At 76.9% G+C, this 18,791-nt stretch carries 20 protein-coding genes; 8 read left to right on the top strand and 12 right to left on the bottom strand.

Features of this window, described 5'->3' with window-relative positions; translation table 11 throughout:
* Positions 1-27 precede the first annotated feature (27 nt).
* Both WA616_RS06730 and murD read right to left on the bottom strand, forming a co-directional pair.
* Positions 28-1,356 (bottom strand): hypothetical protein, encoded by a 1,329-nt coding sequence (locus WA616_RS06730; RefSeq protein ID WP_336028402.1) that lies wholly within the window; start codon positions 1,354-1,356, stop codon positions 28-30.
* Positions 1,349-2,719, bottom strand: a complete 1,371-nt coding sequence (gene murD, locus WA616_RS06735; RefSeq protein ID WP_336028403.1) for a UDP-N-acetylmuramoyl-L-alanine--D-glutamate ligase — start codon at positions 2,717-2,719, stop codon at positions 1,349-1,351. The genes WA616_RS06730 and murD overlap by 8 nt, the downstream gene beginning before the upstream one ends.
* Before the next feature lie 150 nt (positions 2,720-2,869).
* On the opposite strand from murD, the gene nhaA reads away from it, so the two are divergent.
* Together nhaA and WA616_RS06745 are read left to right on the top strand one after the other, a co-directional pair.
* Positions 2,870-4,213, top strand: coding sequence for a Na+/H+ antiporter NhaA (gene nhaA, locus WA616_RS06740; protein WP_336028405.1), 1,344 nt, complete (start codon positions 2,870-2,872; stop codon positions 4,211-4,213).
* 319 nt (positions 4,214-4,532) lie between these two features.
* Positions 4,533-5,231 (top strand): hypothetical protein, encoded by a 699-nt coding sequence (locus WA616_RS06745; protein WP_336028408.1) that lies wholly within the window; start codon positions 4,533-4,535, stop codon positions 5,229-5,231.
* A 7-nt stretch (positions 5,232-5,238) separates the two neighbouring features.
* On the opposite strand, the gene WA616_RS06750 is transcribed toward WA616_RS06745, so the two are convergent.
* Positions 5,239-6,171: an NAD-dependent epimerase/dehydratase family protein gene (locus WA616_RS06750; RefSeq protein ID WP_336028410.1), complete on the bottom strand. Its 933-nt coding sequence runs from the start codon at positions 6,169-6,171 to the stop codon at positions 5,239-5,241.
* A 128-nt stretch (positions 6,172-6,299) separates the two neighbouring features.
* On the opposite strand from WA616_RS06750, the gene WA616_RS06755 reads away from it, so the two are divergent.
* Entirely contained in the window at positions 6,300-7,001 is a 702-nt protein-coding gene (locus WA616_RS06755) for a TetR/AcrR family transcriptional regulator (protein ID WP_336028412.1), read from the top strand.
* Here WA616_RS06755 and WA616_RS06760 read toward each other — a convergent pair.
* From WA616_RS06760 to WA616_RS06770, 3 genes are read right to left on the bottom strand one after another with little or no spacing between them, the layout of a single operon-like run.
* Positions 6,998-8,698: a DUF885 domain-containing protein gene (locus WA616_RS06760; RefSeq protein ID WP_336028414.1), complete on the bottom strand. Its 1,701-nt coding sequence runs from the start codon at positions 8,696-8,698 to the stop codon at positions 6,998-7,000. The genes WA616_RS06755 and WA616_RS06760 overlap by 4 nt on opposite strands.
* Entirely contained in the window at positions 8,695-9,231 is a 537-nt protein-coding gene (locus WA616_RS06765; RefSeq protein ID WP_336028415.1) for an FABP family protein, read from the bottom strand. The genes WA616_RS06760 and WA616_RS06765 overlap by 4 nt, the downstream gene beginning before the upstream one ends.
* A 37-nt stretch (positions 9,232-9,268) precedes the next feature.
* A complete protein-coding gene (locus tag WA616_RS06770; RefSeq protein ID WP_336028417.1) occupies positions 9,269-9,505 on the bottom strand; it encodes a hypothetical protein in 237 nt (78 codons plus the stop codon).
* Positions 9,506-9,573: 68 nt separating this feature from the next.
* On the opposite strand from WA616_RS06770, the gene WA616_RS06775 reads away from it, so the two are divergent.
* Entirely contained in the window at positions 9,574-10,299 is a 726-nt protein-coding gene (locus WA616_RS06775) for a DUF4184 family protein (protein ID WP_336028418.1), read from the top strand.
* 93 nt (positions 10,300-10,392) lie between these two features.
* On the top strand, positions 10,393-11,631 hold the full coding sequence (locus WA616_RS06780; protein WP_336028420.1) for a PP2C family protein-serine/threonine phosphatase: 1,239 nt from the start codon (positions 10,393-10,395) through the stop codon (positions 11,629-11,631).
* Between the two features lie 57 nt (positions 11,632-11,688).
* On the opposite strand, the gene WA616_RS06785 is transcribed toward WA616_RS06780, so the two are convergent.
* The 6 genes from WA616_RS06785 to WA616_RS06810 form a co-directional block, all read right to left on the bottom strand.
* A complete protein-coding gene (locus tag WA616_RS06785) occupies positions 11,689-11,982 on the bottom strand; it encodes a DUF1416 domain-containing protein (protein WP_073421221.1) in 294 nt (97 codons plus the stop codon).
* A gap of 6 nt (positions 11,983-11,988) precedes the next feature.
* Positions 11,989-12,816 (bottom strand): sulfurtransferase, encoded by an 828-nt coding sequence (locus WA616_RS06790; RefSeq protein ID WP_073421220.1) that lies wholly within the window; start codon positions 12,814-12,816, stop codon positions 11,989-11,991.
* A gap of 37 nt (positions 12,817-12,853) precedes the next feature.
* Positions 12,854-13,291: a DUF4395 domain-containing protein gene (locus tag WA616_RS06795; protein ID WP_336028424.1), complete on the bottom strand. Its 438-nt coding sequence runs from the start codon at positions 13,289-13,291 to the stop codon at positions 12,854-12,856.
* A 147-nt stretch (positions 13,292-13,438) separates the two neighbouring features.
* Complete coding sequence (locus WA616_RS06800; RefSeq protein WP_336028426.1) at positions 13,439-13,888, bottom strand: thioredoxin family protein; 450 nt, start codon at positions 13,886-13,888, stop codon at positions 13,439-13,441.
* 37 nt (positions 13,889-13,925) lie between these two features.
* Positions 13,926-14,627 (bottom strand): LmeA family phospholipid-binding protein, encoded by a 702-nt coding sequence (locus WA616_RS06805; RefSeq protein WP_336028427.1) that lies wholly within the window; start codon positions 14,625-14,627, stop codon positions 13,926-13,928.
* A gap of 4 nt (positions 14,628-14,631) precedes the next feature.
* Positions 14,632-15,465 carry a hypothetical protein gene (locus WA616_RS06810; protein ID WP_336028430.1) on the bottom strand — a complete coding sequence of 278 codons (834 nt, stop codon included), beginning with the start codon at positions 15,463-15,465 and terminating at the stop codon, positions 14,632-14,634.
* A 197-nt stretch (positions 15,466-15,662) separates the two neighbouring features.
* Between WA616_RS06810 and WA616_RS06815 the strand changes: the two genes are divergently transcribed.
* The 3 genes from WA616_RS06815 to pstS all read left to right on the top strand — a co-directional run bounded on the left by WA616_RS06815 (position 15,663) and on the right by pstS (position 18,733).
* Complete coding sequence (locus WA616_RS06815) at positions 15,663-16,415, top strand: winged helix-turn-helix transcriptional regulator (protein WP_073421216.1); 753 nt, start codon at positions 15,663-15,665, stop codon at positions 16,413-16,415.
* Positions 16,412-17,356 carry a mycothiol synthase gene (gene mshD, locus WA616_RS06820; RefSeq protein WP_336028565.1) on the top strand — a complete coding sequence of 315 codons (945 nt, stop codon included), beginning with the start codon at positions 16,412-16,414 and terminating at the stop codon, positions 17,354-17,356. The genes WA616_RS06815 and mshD overlap by 4 nt, the downstream gene beginning before the upstream one ends.
* Positions 17,357-17,608: 252 nt before the next feature.
* Positions 17,609-18,733 (top strand): phosphate ABC transporter substrate-binding protein PstS, encoded by a 1,125-nt coding sequence (pstS, locus tag WA616_RS06825; RefSeq protein WP_336028433.1) that lies wholly within the window; start codon positions 17,609-17,611, stop codon positions 18,731-18,733.
* The last annotated feature ends 58 nt before the right edge of the window (positions 18,734-18,791 follow it).

Raw genomic sequence — 18,791 nt, forward strand, 5'->3', positions numbered from 1 at the left:
GCGCGACAGCCTAGGACCGGCCCGTGCTCACGGGACGGCGCTGCGCGAGGCCTCCAGCACCCGCCGCAGCGACTCCAGGTACCGCGCCGGGATGCCGTGCTCGCCGCGCGGCGGGAGGAACCGGGCGACGGTGGCGTCGGTGACCTGCGCGGCGTCGGCGGCCTCGGCGCCCAGCAGGCGGACCACCGGCTGCGAGCCCCACGAGCGGGACGCGGCCAGGTGCGCCATCGCGGCGGCGCTCTCGGCCCGCTCCCCCACGCAGTCGAACGGCTTCTCGGTGGCCCACAGCCGCCGGAAGCCGTCGGCCAGCGACGGGTCGGCGAGCGGGTTGCCGCCGAACATCTCCTCCGCCTCGGCCGGCGGGAGGAACACCGCGAAGCAGAGGAAGGTGAACAGGCACTTGTCGCAGTGCAGGCACCAGCGCTGCTCGGCCTGCCCGCCGATGCCCATGTGCTTCTGCGTGTACGAGCGGTTGCAGCTGAGGATGTCGCCCCGCAGCGGCAGGGCGGCCACGGCGGCGACCGTCGCCAGCTCCGAGAGCTGCCGGGTCAGGCTGAAGTACCCGGTGCCCACCTCCGCGGCGGCCGCGGTGAACAGCCGCTCGAAGGCGTACGACTTCGAGTACTGGTGGTTCACGCTGGCGCCGTCGACGGTGAGGGTCTCCTCGTCGGCGGACCGCTCGTTGGCGAAGACCACCGGGTCGTACCCGCCGAGGACGGCGACCAGGGTGGCGATGGCGGAGTTGATCGCGGTGACCGGCACGTGCCCGTTGAGCCCGCCCTGCGCGGTGCGCTCGGCCAGCAGCGGGGCGAGCCGGCGCCGCACCTCGACCAGCGGGACTCCGGCCGCGCGGGCGACGTCGCGCTGCGCGCCGGTCGGGTTGACCGCCAGCGCCGTCCCGTCGGGGATGACCACGAGCGCGAGCGCGGAGTCCTTCCCCCCGCCGACCGGCAGCAGCGCGCCGCGGCCGCCGGGCTCGACCGCCTGGCCCGGCTCGCGCACCTCGGCGTCGAACTCCACCCGGTGCGGCACCGGCAGCCGGTTGACGGCGGCGAACTCGCCGAGGCCGTCGGTGTAGGCGGCGCGCGCGACGGCGAGCTGCGCGGCGGTCACCGGTCGCTCGACGACCACCCGGCCGGGCGCGGCCAGCTTGTAGTAGCTGGTGCCCATGACCAGGTGGACGAGGTCGAGGGCGGCGTCGAGCGCCGCCGGGGCCGGCCCGCTGCCGAGCAGCACCGGGTCGAGCACGAGCCGCTCGGTGAACTCGTCGGCGCCGAGGCGGTAGGAGAAGGCCGCCTCGCCGGTGGAGAGGTCGAGGGACCGTCCGGCGACGACGAACGCGCCGGTCTCAGACACCGGGGACGCGCTCGGCGCCGGAGTCGACGAGGATCTGCTCATAGGTGGCTGCCAACTCCTCGAAGTCGCGGAAGCGGTTGTAGCTGGGGGCGCCGGGTGAGAGGAGCACGACCCCGCCCGGCGGGGTGCCGGCGATCGCCGCCGACACCGCCTCGGCCAGGGACTGCGTCTCGGTGAGGCGCACCGCCGCCCCGGCGGCCTCCCGGCGGACGTCGTCGGCCAGCCGCGCCCCCGTGTCGGGGACAGTGACCAGCGCGACGGTGTCCCGCCGCTGCACCAACGTCGCGGCCAGGCCGGTGTAGTCCAGGCCCCGGTCCTGCCCGCCGGCGATGAGGGTGAGCGGGCGCCCGGCGAGCGCGTCGAGCGCGGCCAGCACGGACACCGGCGTGGTCGACAGCGTGTCGTCGACGAAGGTGACGCCGCCGAGCGTGGCCACGGGTGCGAGCCGGTGCGGCAGCGCCCGGAAGCCCGCGACGGCGGCGGCGACGGCGTCCGCGGTCGCGGCGAGGTCGAGGCCCAGCAGGGCGCAGGCGGCCAGCGCCACCTCGACGTTGCTGCGGTTGTGCGCGCCGGGCAGGTGCACCGGCTGGACGGCGTCGGCGAGGCCCGCGGGCAGCACCTCGGCGGGGTCGACGAGCTGCGCGGGCCGCAGGTACCGCTCGGCGACCGGGCGGGCCTGCGCGCCGACCGCGACAGAGCGGTCGGGGCAGCCGGCGAAGACGCGCAGCTTGTCGCGGAAGTAGGTGGCCTCCGAGCCGTGCCAGTCCAGGTGCTCGGGCGCCAGCGAGGTGAGCGCGCCGCGGCCGGCGAAGTCGGGGACGGCGGCGGCCTGGTAGCTCGACACCTCGACGACCAGCGTGCGGTCGCCGACGCCGTCCAGCACGGCGTCGAGCAGCGGGGTGCCGATGTTCCCGGCGTGCACGGCCGGGCGCCCGGCGGCGGTGAGGACGGCGGCGGCCAGCGCGCTGGTGGTGCTCTTGCCCTTGGTGCCGGTGACGCACAGCACCGGGACCCCGCGGGCGGCGGCCTCGGCCAGGGCGACGCCGGTGCCGGTGGTCACCACGGTGCGGTCGGCGAGCGACCGCGCCTCCCCGCGGTAGGGACTGATCCCCGGCGACCGGAAGACGACGTCGCAGCCGGCGAGGTCGGCGACGTCGGCGGTGGCGGTCACGCCCGGCGGCAGCGCGGCGGGGTCGACCGGCCGGCTGTCGGCGACGAGGACGGCGGCCGCGCCGGCGTCCAGCGCGGCCCGGACGGCGGCGCGCCCCTCGCGGCCGTGGCCCCACACGCCCACCCGGCGGCCGGCCAGCTCGGCCAGCCGGAGGGACCGCTCCCGCGGGGGAGGCGCCGGGCGGGGGTCCACGGCGACCACTCTACGGAGCGCCCTCCACTCCGGACGGCGACGACGGGCGGGTGCCGATACGGTGGACGACGGTGTGCCGGGAAGTCTGGTCGGCGGGCTGCCCCTGAGCGGGCAGGGCCGAGCCGACCCCTCTCCCGCCGGAGCCGCCCCATGAACGCCCCCCACGGGTCCACCCGCGTCTTCGCCCGCGGCTCCTGGGCCGAGGCCAGCCGGATCGCCGCGGTCCTGCGCCGCGAGACCGTCGGCGGCCTGCTGCTGCTGGCCGGCACGGTCGTCGCGCTCGCCTGGGCCAACTCCCCCTGGAGCGGGGCGTACGAGGCGCTGCGCGACACCCGCGTGGGCCCGGCCTCGCTGCACCTGGACCTGACGCTCGGCACCTGGGCGGCCGACGGGCTGCTCGCGGTCTTCTTCTTCGTCGCGGGCCTGGAGCTCAAGCGCGAGTTCGTCGCCGGCGACCTGCGCGACCCGCGCCGGGCGGTGCTGCCGGTCGCGGCCGCGGTCGGCGGGATGGTCGTGCCGGCGGTGCTCTACGTGCTGGTCAACCTGGGCGGCGACGGCCTGCGCGGCTGGGCCGTCCCGACGGCCACCGACATCGCCTTCGCGCTCGCCGTGCTGGCCGTCATCAGCACGCACCTGCCGAGCGCCCTGCGGACGTTCCTGCTCACGCTCGCCGTCGTCGACGACCTGCTGGCCATCACGATCATCGCGGTCTTCTACACGTCGTCCCTGGCGGCGGGGTGGCTCGCGCTGGCGCTCGTCCCGCTCGCCGTCTTCGGGTTCCTCGTGCAGCGGCGGGTCCGCTCCTGGTGGCTGCTGCTGCCGCTGGCGGTGCTCACCTGGGTGTTCGTCCACGAGTCCGGGGTGCACGCCACGGTCGCGGGCGTCCTGCTGGCGTTCACCGTCCCGGTGGTGCGCAGCGAGGCCGCCGGCGGCCCGGACGCCGGCCCGGGGCTCGCCGAGCACCTCGAGCACCGCTTCCGGCCGATCTCGGCCGGGATCGCCGTGCCGGTCTTCGCGTTCTTCGCCGCGGGCGTCACCGTGGGCGGCCTGTCCGGGCTGGTGGAGTCGCTCGGCGACCGGGTCGCGCTCGGGATCGTCGCCGGACTGGTCGTGGGCAAGGTGGTGGGCATCGTCGGGGCGACCTGGCTGGTCACCCGGTTCACCCGGGCGGAGTTCGCCGACGAGCTGGGCTGGCCCGACCTCGTCGGCATGGCGCTGCTCGGCGGCATCGGCTTCACGGTGTCGCTGCTCATCGGCGAGCTGGCGTTCGGCACCGGCAGCGAGCGCGACGACCACGTCAAGGTCGGCGTCCTGGTGGGGACGGTCGTGTCGGCGCTGCTGGCCGCCGTGGTGCTGAGGCTGCGCAACCGCCGGTACCGGCGCATCGAGGAACTCGAGTCCGTCGACGAGGACGCCGACGGCATCCCCGACGTCTACCAGCGCGGACCGGACGCCTCGGGGACCCCCCGTCCGCGGCCGTTCACCGACGGCTGAAGAACGGCGTTGCAGACCCCCGGAACGGCGACGTACCGTCGAGCTACACGAGAGGGGAGGTGGTCCGAACAATTGAATTCTTATCGGACTCGTGAGGTGGCTGTCCGCTAGCCGCCGTCCAGATGGGCCGCCCGTTCGGAGTGGAATCCGAGCGGAGGCACTGATCGCCCGTCCGTCGCACGGCGGCGAGCGAGAACCGGACAGTCACCCGACCCCCGGGCCGCCGACACTTGTCCAGTCGGCCCGCGAGCTGCCTCCTCTCGAGGCGCCGCGGAGCAGCCCGGGGGTTGTCCGTTCTCCGGGGGAGGGAGCAGCGGCCGTGCAGACCGCTGGGCGCACCGCACAGGCCGGCCGCTGGATCGCCGACGCCGTCCGCGCCGCTCCGCCCGACACCGTGGCCGCCCTCGTGCCCGCCGTGTTCCCCGCGCACGCCCGGGTGTTCCACCCCGCCGTCCGCTACGAGGGCGACACCGACGTCTTCGTCCGCTGGGACGAGGTGGCCGCGGCCAACGGGACGACGCCGCACCGGCTCATGCAGTGGCCCGGCATCACCGGCTCGTGGGAGTACCTCGGCGAGGACGACCAGCCCGGGCTGTGGAACGACGCCCCCGCCGAGGGGCACCTCGCCGCGCACGTCGCCGGCGAGCTCGCCGCCGTCCTGGCCGCGCACACCGCCGGCCCCGGCGAGTGCTGGTTCGGCTGGGACGACGAGGGGGCGGCCGACCTGCCGCGGCTGCGCCTCCCCCGCAGCGACCTGCTGCTCGTCCGCGCGCCGGTCGACCGGGCGGCCACCAACTTCGCCCCCGAGCCGCGCGAGCAGAGCGCGACGCTGTGGTGGCCGGCCGACCGGTCCTGGTGCGTGGTCACCGACCCGGCGCTGACCAGCACGTACGTGGGCGCGAGCGTCGCCGCCGTCGACGAGCTGCTGGCCAGCCGGCTGGAGGTCGCGCCGGCGCTGCCCGGCGACCCGGTCACCCCCGACAGCGACCCGGTCAACCGGGTCGACGCCCGGGGCTGAACCCGCCTCAGACCCCCGCGCCCACCGGGGCGCCGGCGGTCGCCGCGACCACCTCGTCCCACGGGGTGGCGGCCAGGCCGAAGGTCCGCTCGGTCGCCGAGGCGTCCAGCACGTACTCCTGGTCGAACTGGTGCCGCACGTCGACCACCTCGCGCATCATCGGCGAGAACCAGCCCATCGCGGTGAGCACCGGCCAGGGCAGCCCGCTCACCGGGGCCGGCGCCCGGCCCAGCGCGCGGGACAGGTCACCGAGCGCCTGGCGCTGGGAGCGCGGCGCGTTGCTCGGCACGTGCCAGGCCCGCCCGAGCGCGCGCTCGTCGGTGCCGAGGACGGCCAGGGTCGCGGCGACGTCGGGCAGGTAGGTCCAGCTGCGCGGGGCGTCGGGGTCGCCCACCACCCAGGCGCGCCGGCCGCGGCACAGCGCCGGCAGCTGCCGCACCAGGTGCGACTGGGCGGCCGGCACCTGCGGGCCGACGAAGTCGCCGGCGCGCGCCTCGGCCATCCGGATGCGGCCGGCCTCGTGGGCGGCGAGCGCGTCGCGCCACATCGCCACCCGCACCCGGCCCTTGGTGTCGGTGGCCGCCAGCGGGCTGTCCGGGGTCATCGGCCCGGCAGGGCGGCCGTAGACGTAGAGGTTCGACATGGTCACCAGCACGGCGCCGGAGCGCTCGGCGGCGGTGAGCAGCGCGGTCGCGACCGGTGGCCAGTCGGTGGTCCAGCGGTGGTAGGCCGGGTTGACGGCGTTGTAGAGCGCGGCCGCGCCGGCGGTGGCGGCGGTGAGCGCGGCGGCGTCGGCCGCGTCCACCCGGCGGTGCTCGACGGCGCCGGTGGAGATCCCGCCACTGCGCGACAGGACGCGCACCTCGTGCCCCCGGGCGGCCAGCAGGTCCGCCGTCGTCGTGCCCACGGGGCCCTTGCCCACGATCACGTGCAGTGCCATGAGGACTCCTCGTCCGGTCCGCGAGAGCGGTGCTCTCGTCCGAGGACGACGCTCCCACCGGTCCGGTCCGGTGTCAAGAGCGGTGCTCTCTCTTGCGTCCGCCGCTCTCGTCGGCGGAGGATGCGGGGGTGCCCACCGCCCGCGAGCGCGTCCGCGCCGAGATCACCGCCGAGATCACCGCGGCCGCGCGCCGGCAGCTCGCCGAGGTGGGCGCGGCCGCGCTCTCGCTGCGGGCGGTGGCCCGCGACGTCGGGATGGTGTCGTCGGCGGTCTACCGCTACTTCCCGAGCCGCGACGACCTGCTGACCCGCCTGATCATCGACGGCTACGACGCCCTCGGGACGGCGGCCGAGACCGCCGACGACCCGGCCGCCGGGCCGGAGGAGCGCTGGGCCGCGGTGTGCGGTGCGGTGCGGGACTGGGCGCGGGCGCACCCGCACGAGTACGCGCTGCTCTACGGCTCGCCGGTGCCCGGCTACTCGGCGCCGCGCGACACGGTGCCGGCCGCGTCGCGGGTCGGGATCGTGCTGGGCACGATCCTGGGCGACGCAGCCCGCGCCGGCCGGCTGACCGGCGGCAGCGGGGACGGTGGGAACCGCCGGGTGCCCGGGCTGATCGGCGACGCCGCCGTCGAGGTCCTGGGGAAGGGCGCCCCGGGGGTCGACGACGCCGTCCGCGTGCGCGCCCTGCTGGCCTGGAGCTCGCTGTTCGGCAGCATCAGCTTCGAGCTGTTCGGCCACCTCGTGGGGTCGGTCGAGGACGCCGACGCCTACTTCGCCCGCGTGGTCGCCGAGCTGGGGACGCTGGTCGGGCTGGGCCCGGCCCGCTAGAGCGCCGCGAGCTCCGCCTCGAGGTCGTCGAGGCCGAGGGACCCCTGCGACAGCGCCGCCATGTGCCACGCCTTGAGGTCGAACGCGGCACCGCGGGCCCGCTGCGCCGCCGCCCGGCCGGCCAGCCAGGCCCGCTCCCCCAGCTTGTAGCTGATCGCCTGCCCGGGCAGGCCCAGGTAGCGGATGAGCTCGCTGTCGAGGAAGGCCGGGTCACTGCCCAGGTGCTCGCCGGCGAACGCCCGCGCGAGCTCCGGCGTCCACGGCTCCCCGCGGTGCCCGGCGAGCACGCCCTCGGCGTCGGCGGGGACGGGCAGCCGCAGGTGCATGCCGATGTCGATGACCACCCGGATCGCGCGCAGCTGCTGGGCGTCGAGGTAGCCGAGGCGGGCGCCGGGCTCGGTGAGGTACCCGAGCTCGTCCATGAGCCGCTCGGCGTACAGCGCCCAGCCCTCGACGTTGGCGCTGACCGAGCCCAGCGACGTCTGGTAGGTGGACAGGTCGCCGGAGACGTACGCCCACTGCGCGAGCTGCAGGTGGTGGCCGGGGACGCCCTCGTGGTACCAGATCGAGACGAGGTCCCAGAGCGGGAAGCGCTCGCGGCCCAGCGTCGGCAGCCAGGTGCGGCCCGGGCGGGAGAAGTCCTGCGCCGGTCGGGTGTAGTACGGCGCGGCCGCGCTGCCGGGCGGCGCGATCATCGCCTCCACCCGGCGCACCGGCTCGGCGAGGTCGAAGTGCGTGCCGTCGAGCGCGGTGATCGCCTCGTCCATCATCGCCTGGAGGCGCTGCCGGATCGCCTCGACGCCGTCGACGGCGGGCCCGTGCTCGTCGAGCCAGGCCATCGCCTCCCTCGGCGAGGACCCCGGCCGCAGCGCCTCCGCCTCGGCCCGCTGCTCGGCCAGCAGCCGCCGGTGCTCGCCCCACCCCCAGGCGTAGGCCTCCTCCAGGCCCTGCCCGGCGCCGAGGTCCGAGCCGTTCCACCGGCGGGCGGCGACGGCGTAGCGGTCGCGGCCGACGGCGTCCGGCGTCCCCTCGGCCCGCGGGAGGTACTCGTCGCGCAGGAAGTCGCGGACCTCGGCCACCGCGGCGTCGGCCGCGCGGGCGGCGGCGTCGAGGTCGCGGCGCACGGCGTCGGGGCCGGAGGCGGCCAGGCCGGCGAAGAACGGCCCGGACAGCCACTCGCCGAGCTGGCCGACGACGGTGGACACCTGCCGCGGCGCCACGAGCAGGCCGCGCCGGGCGCCCTCGCGCAGGGTGTCGAGGTAGCCGCGGTACGCCCCGGGCACCCGGGCCATCCGGCGGGCCACCACGGCCCAGTCGTCGTCGGTCGCGGTCGGCATGAGCAGGAACACCGAGCGGATCGAGTGCACCGGGCTGAACAGGTTCGACAGCGCGCGGAAGCCCTCGCCCGCGTCGTGGGCCAGCAGCTCGGCGCCGAGGCGCTCGCGCAGCAGCCGGGCGCAGCGGCGCTCGACCGGGTCGGCGTCCAGCGCGGGGTCGGCGGCGAGGACGGCGTCGAGCTCGGCCAGTGTGCGGCGGGTCAGCTCGGCCTCGGCCTCGATGCCCGCGGGGCTCGGGTCGGGCAGCCGGTCGTCGCCGGGCCGGGTGCCCAGCGACGTCGCGACGATCGGGTCGAGGTCGCAGACGGCGTCGACGTAGCGGTCGGCCACCTGGCGGGGCGTGGCGCCCGGGGCGGTCACCGGAGGCGCTCCAGCCGGGCCGACATGGTGGGCCGCAGGTCGGTGTCGGCACCGGCCCGGTCGATGGCGTACATGAGCGCGCCGTCGACGATGCCGTACAGCCGCACGGCGCGCGTGGTGTCCGGCGCGTCGGGCGTGCGGGCCACGACGTCGCTGGTCAGCTCCCAGCTGGTGGTGGTCCGCGCCGTGCCGACGTAGAGCTCGATGATCCCGTCGTGGCTGGCGACCAGCAGCTCGACGTCGTCCTCGCCGCGCGGCCGCCAGAAGCCCGACTCGCGGGTGGCGGGCCCCGCCACGGCGCCGTCGTCGCCGATCAGCCAGGCGCGGGCCTCGTAGGCGAGGAAGTCGCGGCCGTCGTGGGCGAAGCGGATCCACTGGCCGAAGCGCCGGTCGCCGGCGTCCCCGCCGGCCAGCACGCCCTCGCCGTGCCACTCGCCGAGCAGCGGCAGCACCGACAGCAGCCCGTGGGCCACCTCGGGTCCCGAGCGGACGTCGACGGTGTCGGCGACGGGCAGTTCGGTCGGGCCGGTCACCGGCCGGCGTCCCGCGGAGGCATGCCCGCCACGGTAGTCAGCGGCCGCGCGCCCCGCGGCCCGGCGGGGGCACGGCGGCCCGGGCGGCAGGCCGGTCGGCGCTGCGGGCGGCGGCACGGTCGGCGGTCCGGTCGGCGCTGCGGGCGGCGGCACGGTCGGCGGCCCGGCGCTCCCGGCGCGGGCGGCCCCCGGGCCGGGCCAGCCGCCCGACGGCGACCGCGCAGCCCAGCGCCAGCAGCGCGGCGAGCGCGACGAGGACCCACGCGGCGACCACGGCGCCACGGTAGGCGCGCCCGGCCGGGGTCGGACGGCGGACCCGCCGCGCCGGGGACGATGGCGGCCGTGCCGTTCACCGGGAGCCACCCCGCCGCGGTGCTGCCGTTCCTGCAGGCCGGGTTGCCGGCCTCGGCGCTGGTGGCCGGGAGCCTGGCGCCCGACGTCCCGCTGTACCTTCCGTCGACCCTCGGCCTCCGGACGCACACCGCGCTCGCCGTCGTCACCACCGACGTGGTGCTCGGCGCGCTGCTCTGGGCGGTCTGGCACGGGCTGCTCGCCCGCCCGGCCCTGGCCTGGGCGCCCGCCGGGCTCGCGGCACGGCTGCCCGGATCGGCGGCGCCCGGGCTGCGGCGGCGGCTGCGCGCGCCGGTGCGGGTGCTCGCCGCCCTCGCCGTGGGCGCCGCCACGCACGTGCTGTGGGACGAGTTCACCCACCCCGGCCGCCTGGGGACCGAGCTCGTGCCCGCCCTCGGGCGCACCTGGGCCGGCGCGCCGGGCACGGCCTGGGCGCAGGACGGGAGCGGGCTGGTCGGAGCGCTGCTGCTCGCGGCCTGGACCGGCCGGTGGTGGCGGCGGACACCGCCGCGGGCGGCCCCGGGGACCACGCGGTGGTGGTGGGCGCCCTGGGCGGTCCTGGCCCTCGTCGCGGCCGCCGCGGGGGCGGCGCAGGCGGCCGGGGCACCGGACCCGCGGTCGGCCGCGGTCGCCGCCGCCTTCGCCGGGGGCGGTGCCGCGTCGGCCGCCGCGGTGCTGCTCGCGCTGGCCTGGTCACTGTGGGCGCGCCGCGGCTGAGCCCATGGGGCAGGCTGGTGTGACACCAGCGAGACCGAGGAGGACGGCGCGATCGACAGGCGAGGACCGGCGGCCGACGGCGGGCTGTCCCGCGTGGAGGCCGAGCTGGCGCGGACGGCGGCCCGGCACGAGCGGGTGCTCGCGACCGTGGCCGACGGCATCTACGGCCTGGACCGGGCCGGCCGCGTGGAGTTCGTCAACCCGTCCGCGGAGCGCATCACCGGCCGGACGGCCGCCGAGCAGCTCGGCCACGACCAGCACGCCCTGGTGCACGCCACCCGGCCCGACGGACGGCCCTACCCGCGCCACGAGTGCCCGGTCTGGCAGGCGCTCACGACGGGGCGGACGGTGTCGGCCGACGACGAGGTCTTCTGGCGCGCCGACGGCACCGCGATGCCGGTGGAACTGGTCGCCGTGCCGATGGTCGAGGACGGCGGGGTCAGCGGCGTCGTCGTCTCCTTCCGCGACCTCACCGACCGGCTGGCCGCCCGGCGGCAGGCCGAGGAGCTGCGCCGGCTGACCGCCCAGAACGCCGCCGACCGCATGCTGTCCGACCGGCTGCAGCGGGCGCTGCTCACCCCGCCGCCGGAGCCCGACCACCTGCACGTCGCCGTCCGGTACCGGCCGGCCGCCGTCGGCGCCCGGGTGGGCGGGGACTGGTACGACGCCTTCCTGCAGCCCGACGGCGCGACCGTGCTGGTGATCGGCGACGTCGTCGGCCACGACAGCTCCGCCGCGGCGGCGATGGGTCAGGTCCGGGGCCTGCTGCGGGCGCTGGCCTACGACGGCGACCGCTCCCCCGCGGCCACGCTGGCCCGCCTCGAGCACGTCGCGCGGGGCCTCGACGTCAGCACGCTCGCGACGGTGGTGCTGGCCCGCGTGGAGCGGCACCCCGACGTCCCCGTCGCCGGCACCCGGGTGCTGCGGTGGAGCAACGCCGGCCACCTGCCGCCGGTGCTGCTCGCCCCCGACGGCACGACGACGCTGCTGGAGACCCGCGCCGACCTCATGCTCGGTGTCGACCCCGACGCCCGCCGCGCCGAGCACACCGCCGAGCTGGCCGACGGGCACACGCTGCTGCTGGTCACCGACGGGCTGGTCGAGCGCCGCGACGCCGACCTCGACAGCGGGCTGGCCGCGCTCCGCGAGGCGCTGCGCGACCTCGGGACGACGCCGCTCGAGGAGCTGTGCGACACGCTGCTGGCGCGAATGGTGCCGGCGGCCGGCGCCGACGACGTCGCGCTGGTGGCCGTCCGCGCCTATCCGGAGGACCGGCCGCGCCCGCCGGAGGCCGGGCCGAACCGGCTGCCGCCCGAGCACCCCGCGACGTGACGGAGCCCCTCCCGGCCGCGGCCGGGAGGGGCTCCGTGGGGGCGAGGAGATCCCTCGTCAGTCGAGGACGACGGTCGTCTCGGTCAGCCCGACCTCGGCCTCGACGACGCGCTCACCGCGGCCGACGGGGGCCAGCGAGCGCAGCTTCCAGGTGCCGGGGGCGGCGAAGAACCGGAACTCGCCCTCGGGGCTGGTCACCACCTCGGCGGTGAACTCGTCGGTCGCGTCGAGCAGCCGGACGTAGGCACCGGCCACCGGGGCGCCGTCGTGCCACACCTGGCCCTGGATCACCGTCTGGGTGTCCAGGTCGATGCCGGCGAGGGCACCGCCCTGCTTCGGGGCTCCGCACATGTCAGCTCACTTCTCGATCGGCACGCCGACGAGCGAGCCGTACTCGACCCAGCTGCCGTCGTAGTTCTTGACGTCGGACTTGCCGAGCAGCTCGCGCAGCACGAACCAGGTGTGGCTCGAGCGCTCGCCGATGCGGCAGTAGGCGATGGTCGGGCGGCTGTCGTCGAAGCCCTGCTCGGCGTACAGCTCGGCGAGCTGCTCGTCGCTCTTGAACGTGCCGTCCTCGTTGGCCGCCTTGCTCCACGGGATGTTGATCGCGGTGGGCACGTGACCGGCCCGCTGCGACTGCTCCTGCGGCAGGTGGGCGGGGGCGAGGATCTTGCCGGAGAACTCGTCGGGCGAGCGCACGTCGACGAGGTTCTTCGAGCCGATGGAGGCCACGACCTCGTCGCGGAAGGCCCGGATCGACAGGTCGGGCTCGGAGGCCTGGTACTGCGTGGCCGGGCGCTCGACGGCGTCCTTGGACAGCGGGCGGCCGTCCAGCTCCCACTTCTTGCGGCCGCCGTCCATGAGCTTGACGTCGCGGTGGCCGTAGATCTTGAAGTACCAGTAGGCGTAGGCGGCGAACCAGTTGTTGTTGCCGCCGTAGAGGACGACGGTGTCGTCGTTGCCGATGCCGCGCGAGGACAGCAGGCTCTCGAACGAGGTCTTGTCCAGGTGGTCGCGGCGCAGCGGGTCCTGGAGGTCCTTCTTCCAGTCCAGCTTGACGGCGCCCTCGATGTGGCCGCCGTCGTAGGCGCTGGTGTCCTCGTCGACCTCGACGAGGACGATGCCGGGCTGGCCCAGGTGCTCCTGGACCCAGTCGACGCTGACGAGCACGTCGTTGCGGCTCATGGGGGGTGTTCCTCCCTGTGGTGGGTGTGCGGTCGGGTCAGGCGGTGCGCGCCGGGACGACCCGGCGCACGGTCAGGTACAGCTCGCAGCCGAGGCAGAAGCCCGTGGCCGCGTTGAGCAGGGCCGCCACCAGCGCGAGGCCGGTGGCGACGGCGCCGAGGACCGGCGCGCCGAGCAGGTAGCCGGCCGCGCCGACGGCGGCGAACACGAACCCGACGAGCTGGGCGAAGCGCACCGGCGCCTCGGGCTCCCGCTCGCGCACCGGGCCCAGCCGCGGGGCGAGCAGGGTGCGGTACAGCACGGCGTAGGGCGCGTACCGCAGGCCGGCGGCCGCGCCGACGGCGAAGACGGCGGCCTGCGCCGCGGCCAGCGGGCCGCTCGCGGTGAGCAGGACGACGGCCAGCACGGCGCTGGTGACCCACGCGGCGGCGCGGGGCCCGCGCACGTCGACCGTGCGCGTGGAGCTCTGGGACATGGGATGGGCTCTCCGGACGGCGGTCAGGGCACGTCTGGGCGGAGCGGTACCGCCCTCAGGAGGCGCGACACAGGCAGCTGCCGACGCGGCACAGGTCCACTGTGCGGCGCGAGGTCAGCAGGGTGCCCATGCGGCGAGGGTAGCCGATCAGGCCCGGGGGCCCGTGTGGGCGTCGACCAGGGCGGTGAGCTCCTCCGGGCGCGGGGCGCCGCTGCTGCGGCCGAGCACCGCGCCCCCGCGGTCCAGGTAGAACAGCGTCGGGGTGCGCCGGACGTCGAGCTCGCGGACGGCGTCGAGGTGGCTCTCGGCGTCGACGTGGACGTAGGCCAGGCCCGGCCGGGTGACCTGCAGGTGCTGCAGGCGGGCGCGGGTGGTGCGGCACGGCCCGCAGAACGCCGTCGAGAACTGCACGACCGTCAGGTCCGCCTCGCCGGGCCGCACGCCCAGGTCGCCGAGCACCGCCGCCGGTCCGCGCACGCCGTCCTCCTCCTGCCGGGCGGGTGCCCGCACCGCGCCGTCGCGGGCGCGCAGCCACCACGCCGCGGCCCCGGTCAGCACCAGCGCGGCGGCCAGCACGGCCAGTCCCGTCCCGCTCATCCCCGGCGGCAACCCGGCCGGGCCGGCCGGCATTCCGTCACCCGGTGGTGAACACCGCGTCGGTGGCCCCGGCGGTGACGACCACGCCGTCGTCGGCCGGGCGGACGCCGGTCAGCTGCAGGCCGAAGGGCAGCACGACCGGGTAGCGCAGGTCGAGCAGGTCCACCGCCCGGTCGACGACGAAGTCCGGCACGTCCACGCCGGCGGCCGACGCGTCGGCGACGTCGACGACGAGGTCCTGGCCGTCGAGCGACACCGTCCCGGTGGCGGTGAGCGGCAGCGTGTAGCCGAGCACCTCGACCGTGCGGGTGACCCGCAGCCCGTCGCCGGCCCGCTCGAGCACGGTGTCCGCGCCGAGCTGCGCCGACAGCAGCGCGTAGGACAGCGTCGCGGTGCCGTCGACCCGGTCGACCGGCACCTGCCGCACCGACCCCGACAGCACGTCCGACAGCGGCACGTGCACGCCCTGCAGGACGACGTCGGCCCGCGTGCCGGCGGGCTGGCCGAGGTCCTCGGCGGTCAGGGAGATGCGGACGTCGTCGTAGGTCCCCGACACCGCCTGGGTGAGGAACGGCCAGCCGGTGACGTCGACCTCCGGGGTGCCCGCGAGGCCGCCGCCGTCGCGCAGGGCCGCCGCCACCCGGTCCTCGGCGACGCCCTCCGCGAGGGGGTCGGCCACCAGCCCGACGACGAGGAGCAGCGCGGCGAGCAGCGCGAGCAGCCCGAGGAGGGTGCGCACGGGCTCAGACGACGGCGAGCGCCAGCAGGGCCGGCGCGCACACGGCCAGCGGCAGCAGCGCCTCGACGCCCGCGGCGGCGGCCGCCGGCACCCGGCGGCCTGAGGCGGCGGTGTCGGCCAGCGCGAACGACGAGGTCATGCCCGCGAGCGCGGCGACCAGGCCGACCACCAGCCCGGTGGTGAGGCCGGCCAGCACGTCGACGGTCTCTGCCGTGCCGGTCTCGGCCAGGGCCACGGCCACCGCCGCGGCGAGGGCTGCGAGCACGCCGAGCCCGCCGCGCGGGACGCCGTCGGCGACCGCGGGGCGGGGCACGAGGGCGTCGGCCAGGTGGCCCGCGGCCAGGGCCGCCCCGGCGACCAGCAGCGGCGAGGCGGCCGGGGACGCCGCGTCGCCGGCCACCTCGGGGAGCAGGAGCAGCGCCAGGGCGCAGACGGCGGCGACCAGCAGCGCCACGGTGCCGAGCGAGCCCACGACGTCGGCCCGCGGCGGGCGGCGCAGCATCTGGTGGACGACCGCGACGACGAGCGCGGGCCCGGCGACGACGAGCAGCACGCCCGGCCCGGGCCCCCCGGTCGGGTCGGCGGACGCGGCCAGCAGGTCGGCGGCGACGGCGGCCGCGAGGGCCAGCGCCGCGGCACCGCGGGCGCCCGCCGGGGCCACCGCGAGCACCCAGGCGGCCACGAGCGCGGCCTGCAGCACGAGCACCACGCCCAGCCGCGCGGCCTCCCCGCCCGCCTCGGGCGCCCAGGCGAGCGCGGCGGCGGCGAGCGCGACGGCGGCCGCCGCGGCGACGTGCCGCCCGCGCGTGGCGGCCGGGGTCTGCAGCGCGGTCGTCACGTCGCCTCCTGCCCGCGGACGGCGGGTGCGTCCGCCGGCGCCCGCTGGACCCCGATCGTCGCAGATCCCCGCCGGACGGCCCGCCGGCGAGCCGCGTGCGCCCGCGTGTCGGCGAGGTCACAGGGAGGTGGCCGGCCGTCGGCTATCCTGCGGTCTCGGTTCGACAGCGCCGTCGACGCCCTCCCCGAGGAGACGACATGCGACTCGTGCTCATGACCGCGGCGCGTCAGGCCACGACCGAGGTGCTGCCCGCCCTGGGCCTGCTCGGTCACCAGGTGCGCGTGGTGGCACCCGAGCTGTCGAGCCTGCTCGACGGCGACTCCGGCGACGTGGTGCTCGTCGACGCCCGCCACGACCTGATCCAGGCGCGCACGCTGTGCAGCCTGCTGTCCTCCACCGGGGTGGCCTCCGCACTGGTCGCCGTGCTGTCGGAGGGCGGCCTGGTCGCGCTGTCGGCCGACTGGGGCGTCGACGACGTCCTGCTCGACACCGCCGGCCCCGCCGAGGTCGACGCCCGGCTCAAGTGGGCCACCGCGCGCCGGATGGCCGCCGCCACCCCCGCCGACGGCGCCGACGGCGGCGTCACCCAGGCCGGCGAGCTGGTCATCGACGAGCACAGCTACTCCGCCAAGCTCCGCGGCCGCCCGCTCGACCTCACCTACAAGGAGTTCGAGCTCCTCAAGTACCTCGCCCAGCACCCGGGCCGCGTGTTCTCCCGCGCCCAGCTGCTACAGGAGATCTGGGGCTACGACTACTTCGGCGGCACCCGCACCGTCGACGTCCACGTCCGGCGGCTGCGCGCGAAGCTCGGCACCGAGCACGAGGCGCTGATCGGCACGGTGCGCAACGTCGGCTACAAGCTCGACCAGCAGGTCGCCGACGCCACCGCCGCTGCCGCGCGCGCCGAGGCCGAGGCCGACCCCTCGCGCAGCACGGCGCCGCTGCTCTGAGCACGCCCGCCGTCCGGGACTCCGCGGGCTTCGCGCCCGCGGAGACCGCCGCCGTCCTCGCCCTGCTCAAGGACGCGGCCGCCGCCGACGGCGTGCGCCCGCTGTCGGAGGAGGGCGAGCTGCGGCTGCAGCACGGCGGCCCGCCCGGCGGGCGCGACGTGCTCGCCACCGACGCCGACGGCGTGCCGCTGGGCTACGCCCGCCTGGAGCTCGGGGAGCCCGGGTCGGCCGACGACGCCGAGGCCGAGCTCGTCGTCGCCCCCGCCGCCCGGGGTCGCGGCACCGGCCGCGCGCTGCTGGCCCGGCTCGAGGAGCTCGCCGGCGGGCGCCCGCTGCGGGTCTGGGCGCACGGCGACCTGCCGGCCGCGGCCGCCCTGGCCGGTGCCCGCGGCTACACCCGCGCGCGGGTGCTGCTGCAGATGCGCCGCCCGCTCACCGACGCCGACCTCGACGCCCCGGCCCCGCTGCCCGAGGGCGTGCACGTCGAGGCGTTCCGGCCCGGCCGCGACGAGGAGGCGTGGCTGCGGGTGAACGCCCGCGCGTTCGCCACCCACCCCGAGCAGGGCTCGTGGACCGCGACGGACCTCGCGCTGCGCGAGGCCGAGCCGTGGTTCGACCCCGCCGGCTTCCTGCTCGCCTGGCGCGGCGACCCGGCCGGCGGCGGCACGCTGCTCGGCTCGCACTGGACGAAGGTCCACCCGCCCGGCGACGCCGGCCCCGACCCGGCCGGCGAGGTGTACGTCCTCGGCATCGACCCCGGCGCCCAGGGGCTCGGGCTCGGCCGCGCGCTGACCGCGCTGGGGCTCGCGCACCTGCGCCGGACCGGCCTCGGGCAGGTGCTGCTCTACGTCGAGGAGGACAACGTGCCCGCGGTCGCGCTGTACGAGCGCACCGGGTTCACGCGGTTCGCCGTCGACGTCTCCTGGCGCCTCTCCCGCTGACGCGCGGAGCGCCCGACCGGGCGCAAACGCCCCTTTCTGCCGCACGCGGAGTGGCCGTCGCCACCTGACGCGCACGCGTTCACCTGCTGGACGTGACGCCGTTCTCACCCGGTCGGGAAAGGTCCCGCGGGCGTTCACCACCCGTTCACCGAGCGACCCGGGACCGGCCACCTGTGCTGCCTACCGTCCTCGCCGTTGGTCCCGCTCTGCCCGGCAACGAGGTCCGGGTCCCCCTCTCCGAAAGGCACAGAGTTGAAGCTCAGCACCAGGTCGCGCGCCGCCGTCCTCTCGACGGCACTGGCCAGCACCCTCGCGCTCGCCGCGTGTGGCGCCGCGAACGAGTCCGAGGCCTCCTCGGGCGGCAGCGACAGCGGCAGCGGCTCGAGCGCCGCCGAGCTCAGCGGTGACCTCGTGGGCGCCGGCGCCAGCAGCCAGCAGGCCGCCATGGAGGCGTGGCAGGCCGGCTTCGAGGGCGAGTACCCCGACGTCCAGTTCAGCTACGACCCGGCCGGCTCGGGCGCGGGCCGCGAGCAGTTCATCGACGGCCGCGCCGACTTCGCCGGCTCCGACGCCGCGCTCGACGAGGAGGAGCTGACCGCCGCCCAGGAGCGCTGCGGCGGCGGCGAGGTCTTCGAGCTGCCGAACTACATCTCGCCGATCGCGGTCATCTTCAACCTCGAGGGCGTCGACCAGCTCAACCTCTCGCCCGAGGTGATCGCCCGGATCTTCACCGGCCAGATCACCACCTGGAACGACTCGGCGATCGCCGAGGCGAACCCGGACGTCGAGCTCCCCGACACCGCGATCACCCCCGTGCACCGCGCCGACGACTCGGGCACCACGGACAACTTCACCGACTACCTGTTCCAGGCCGCCGGTGACGTGTGGACCGCCGAGCCCGACGGCGTGTGGCCGCTGCCCGGTGGCGAGGCCGCGAACGGCACCTCCGGCGTCGTGGGCGTCGTCGAGAGCACGGCCGGCGCCGTGACCTACGCCGACGCCAGCCGCGCCGGTGAGCTCGGTGTCGCCAACGTCGGCGTCGGCTCGGAGTTCGTGGCCCCGTCGGCCGAGGCCGCCGCCGCCGTCGTCGAGAACTCCCCGGCCGTCGAGGGCCGCGGCGAGTACGACTTCGCCATCGAGGTCAACCGGCAGACCGAGGGCTCGGGCGAGTACCCGATCGTGCTGGTCAGCTACCACGTCGGTTGCGTCGAGTACGACGACCAGTCCACCGCCGACAACGTCAAGGCCTTCATGACCTACGTGGTCAGCGAGGACGGCCAGCAGGCCGCGGCCGACAACGCCGGCAACGCGCCGATCTCCGACACGCTCCGCGAGCAGGCCCAGGGCGCCGTCGACGCCATCACCGCCGCGGGCTGATCCGTCACACTCCCGGTGGCCCGGGGCGTCGACCGACGCCCCGGGCCACCACCCCGCC

Source organism: Geodermatophilus sp. FMUSA9-8, from assembly GCF_037034165.1.
Classification (GTDB): Bacteria; Actinomycetota; Actinomycetes; order Mycobacteriales; family Geodermatophilaceae; genus Geodermatophilus; species Geodermatophilus nigrescens.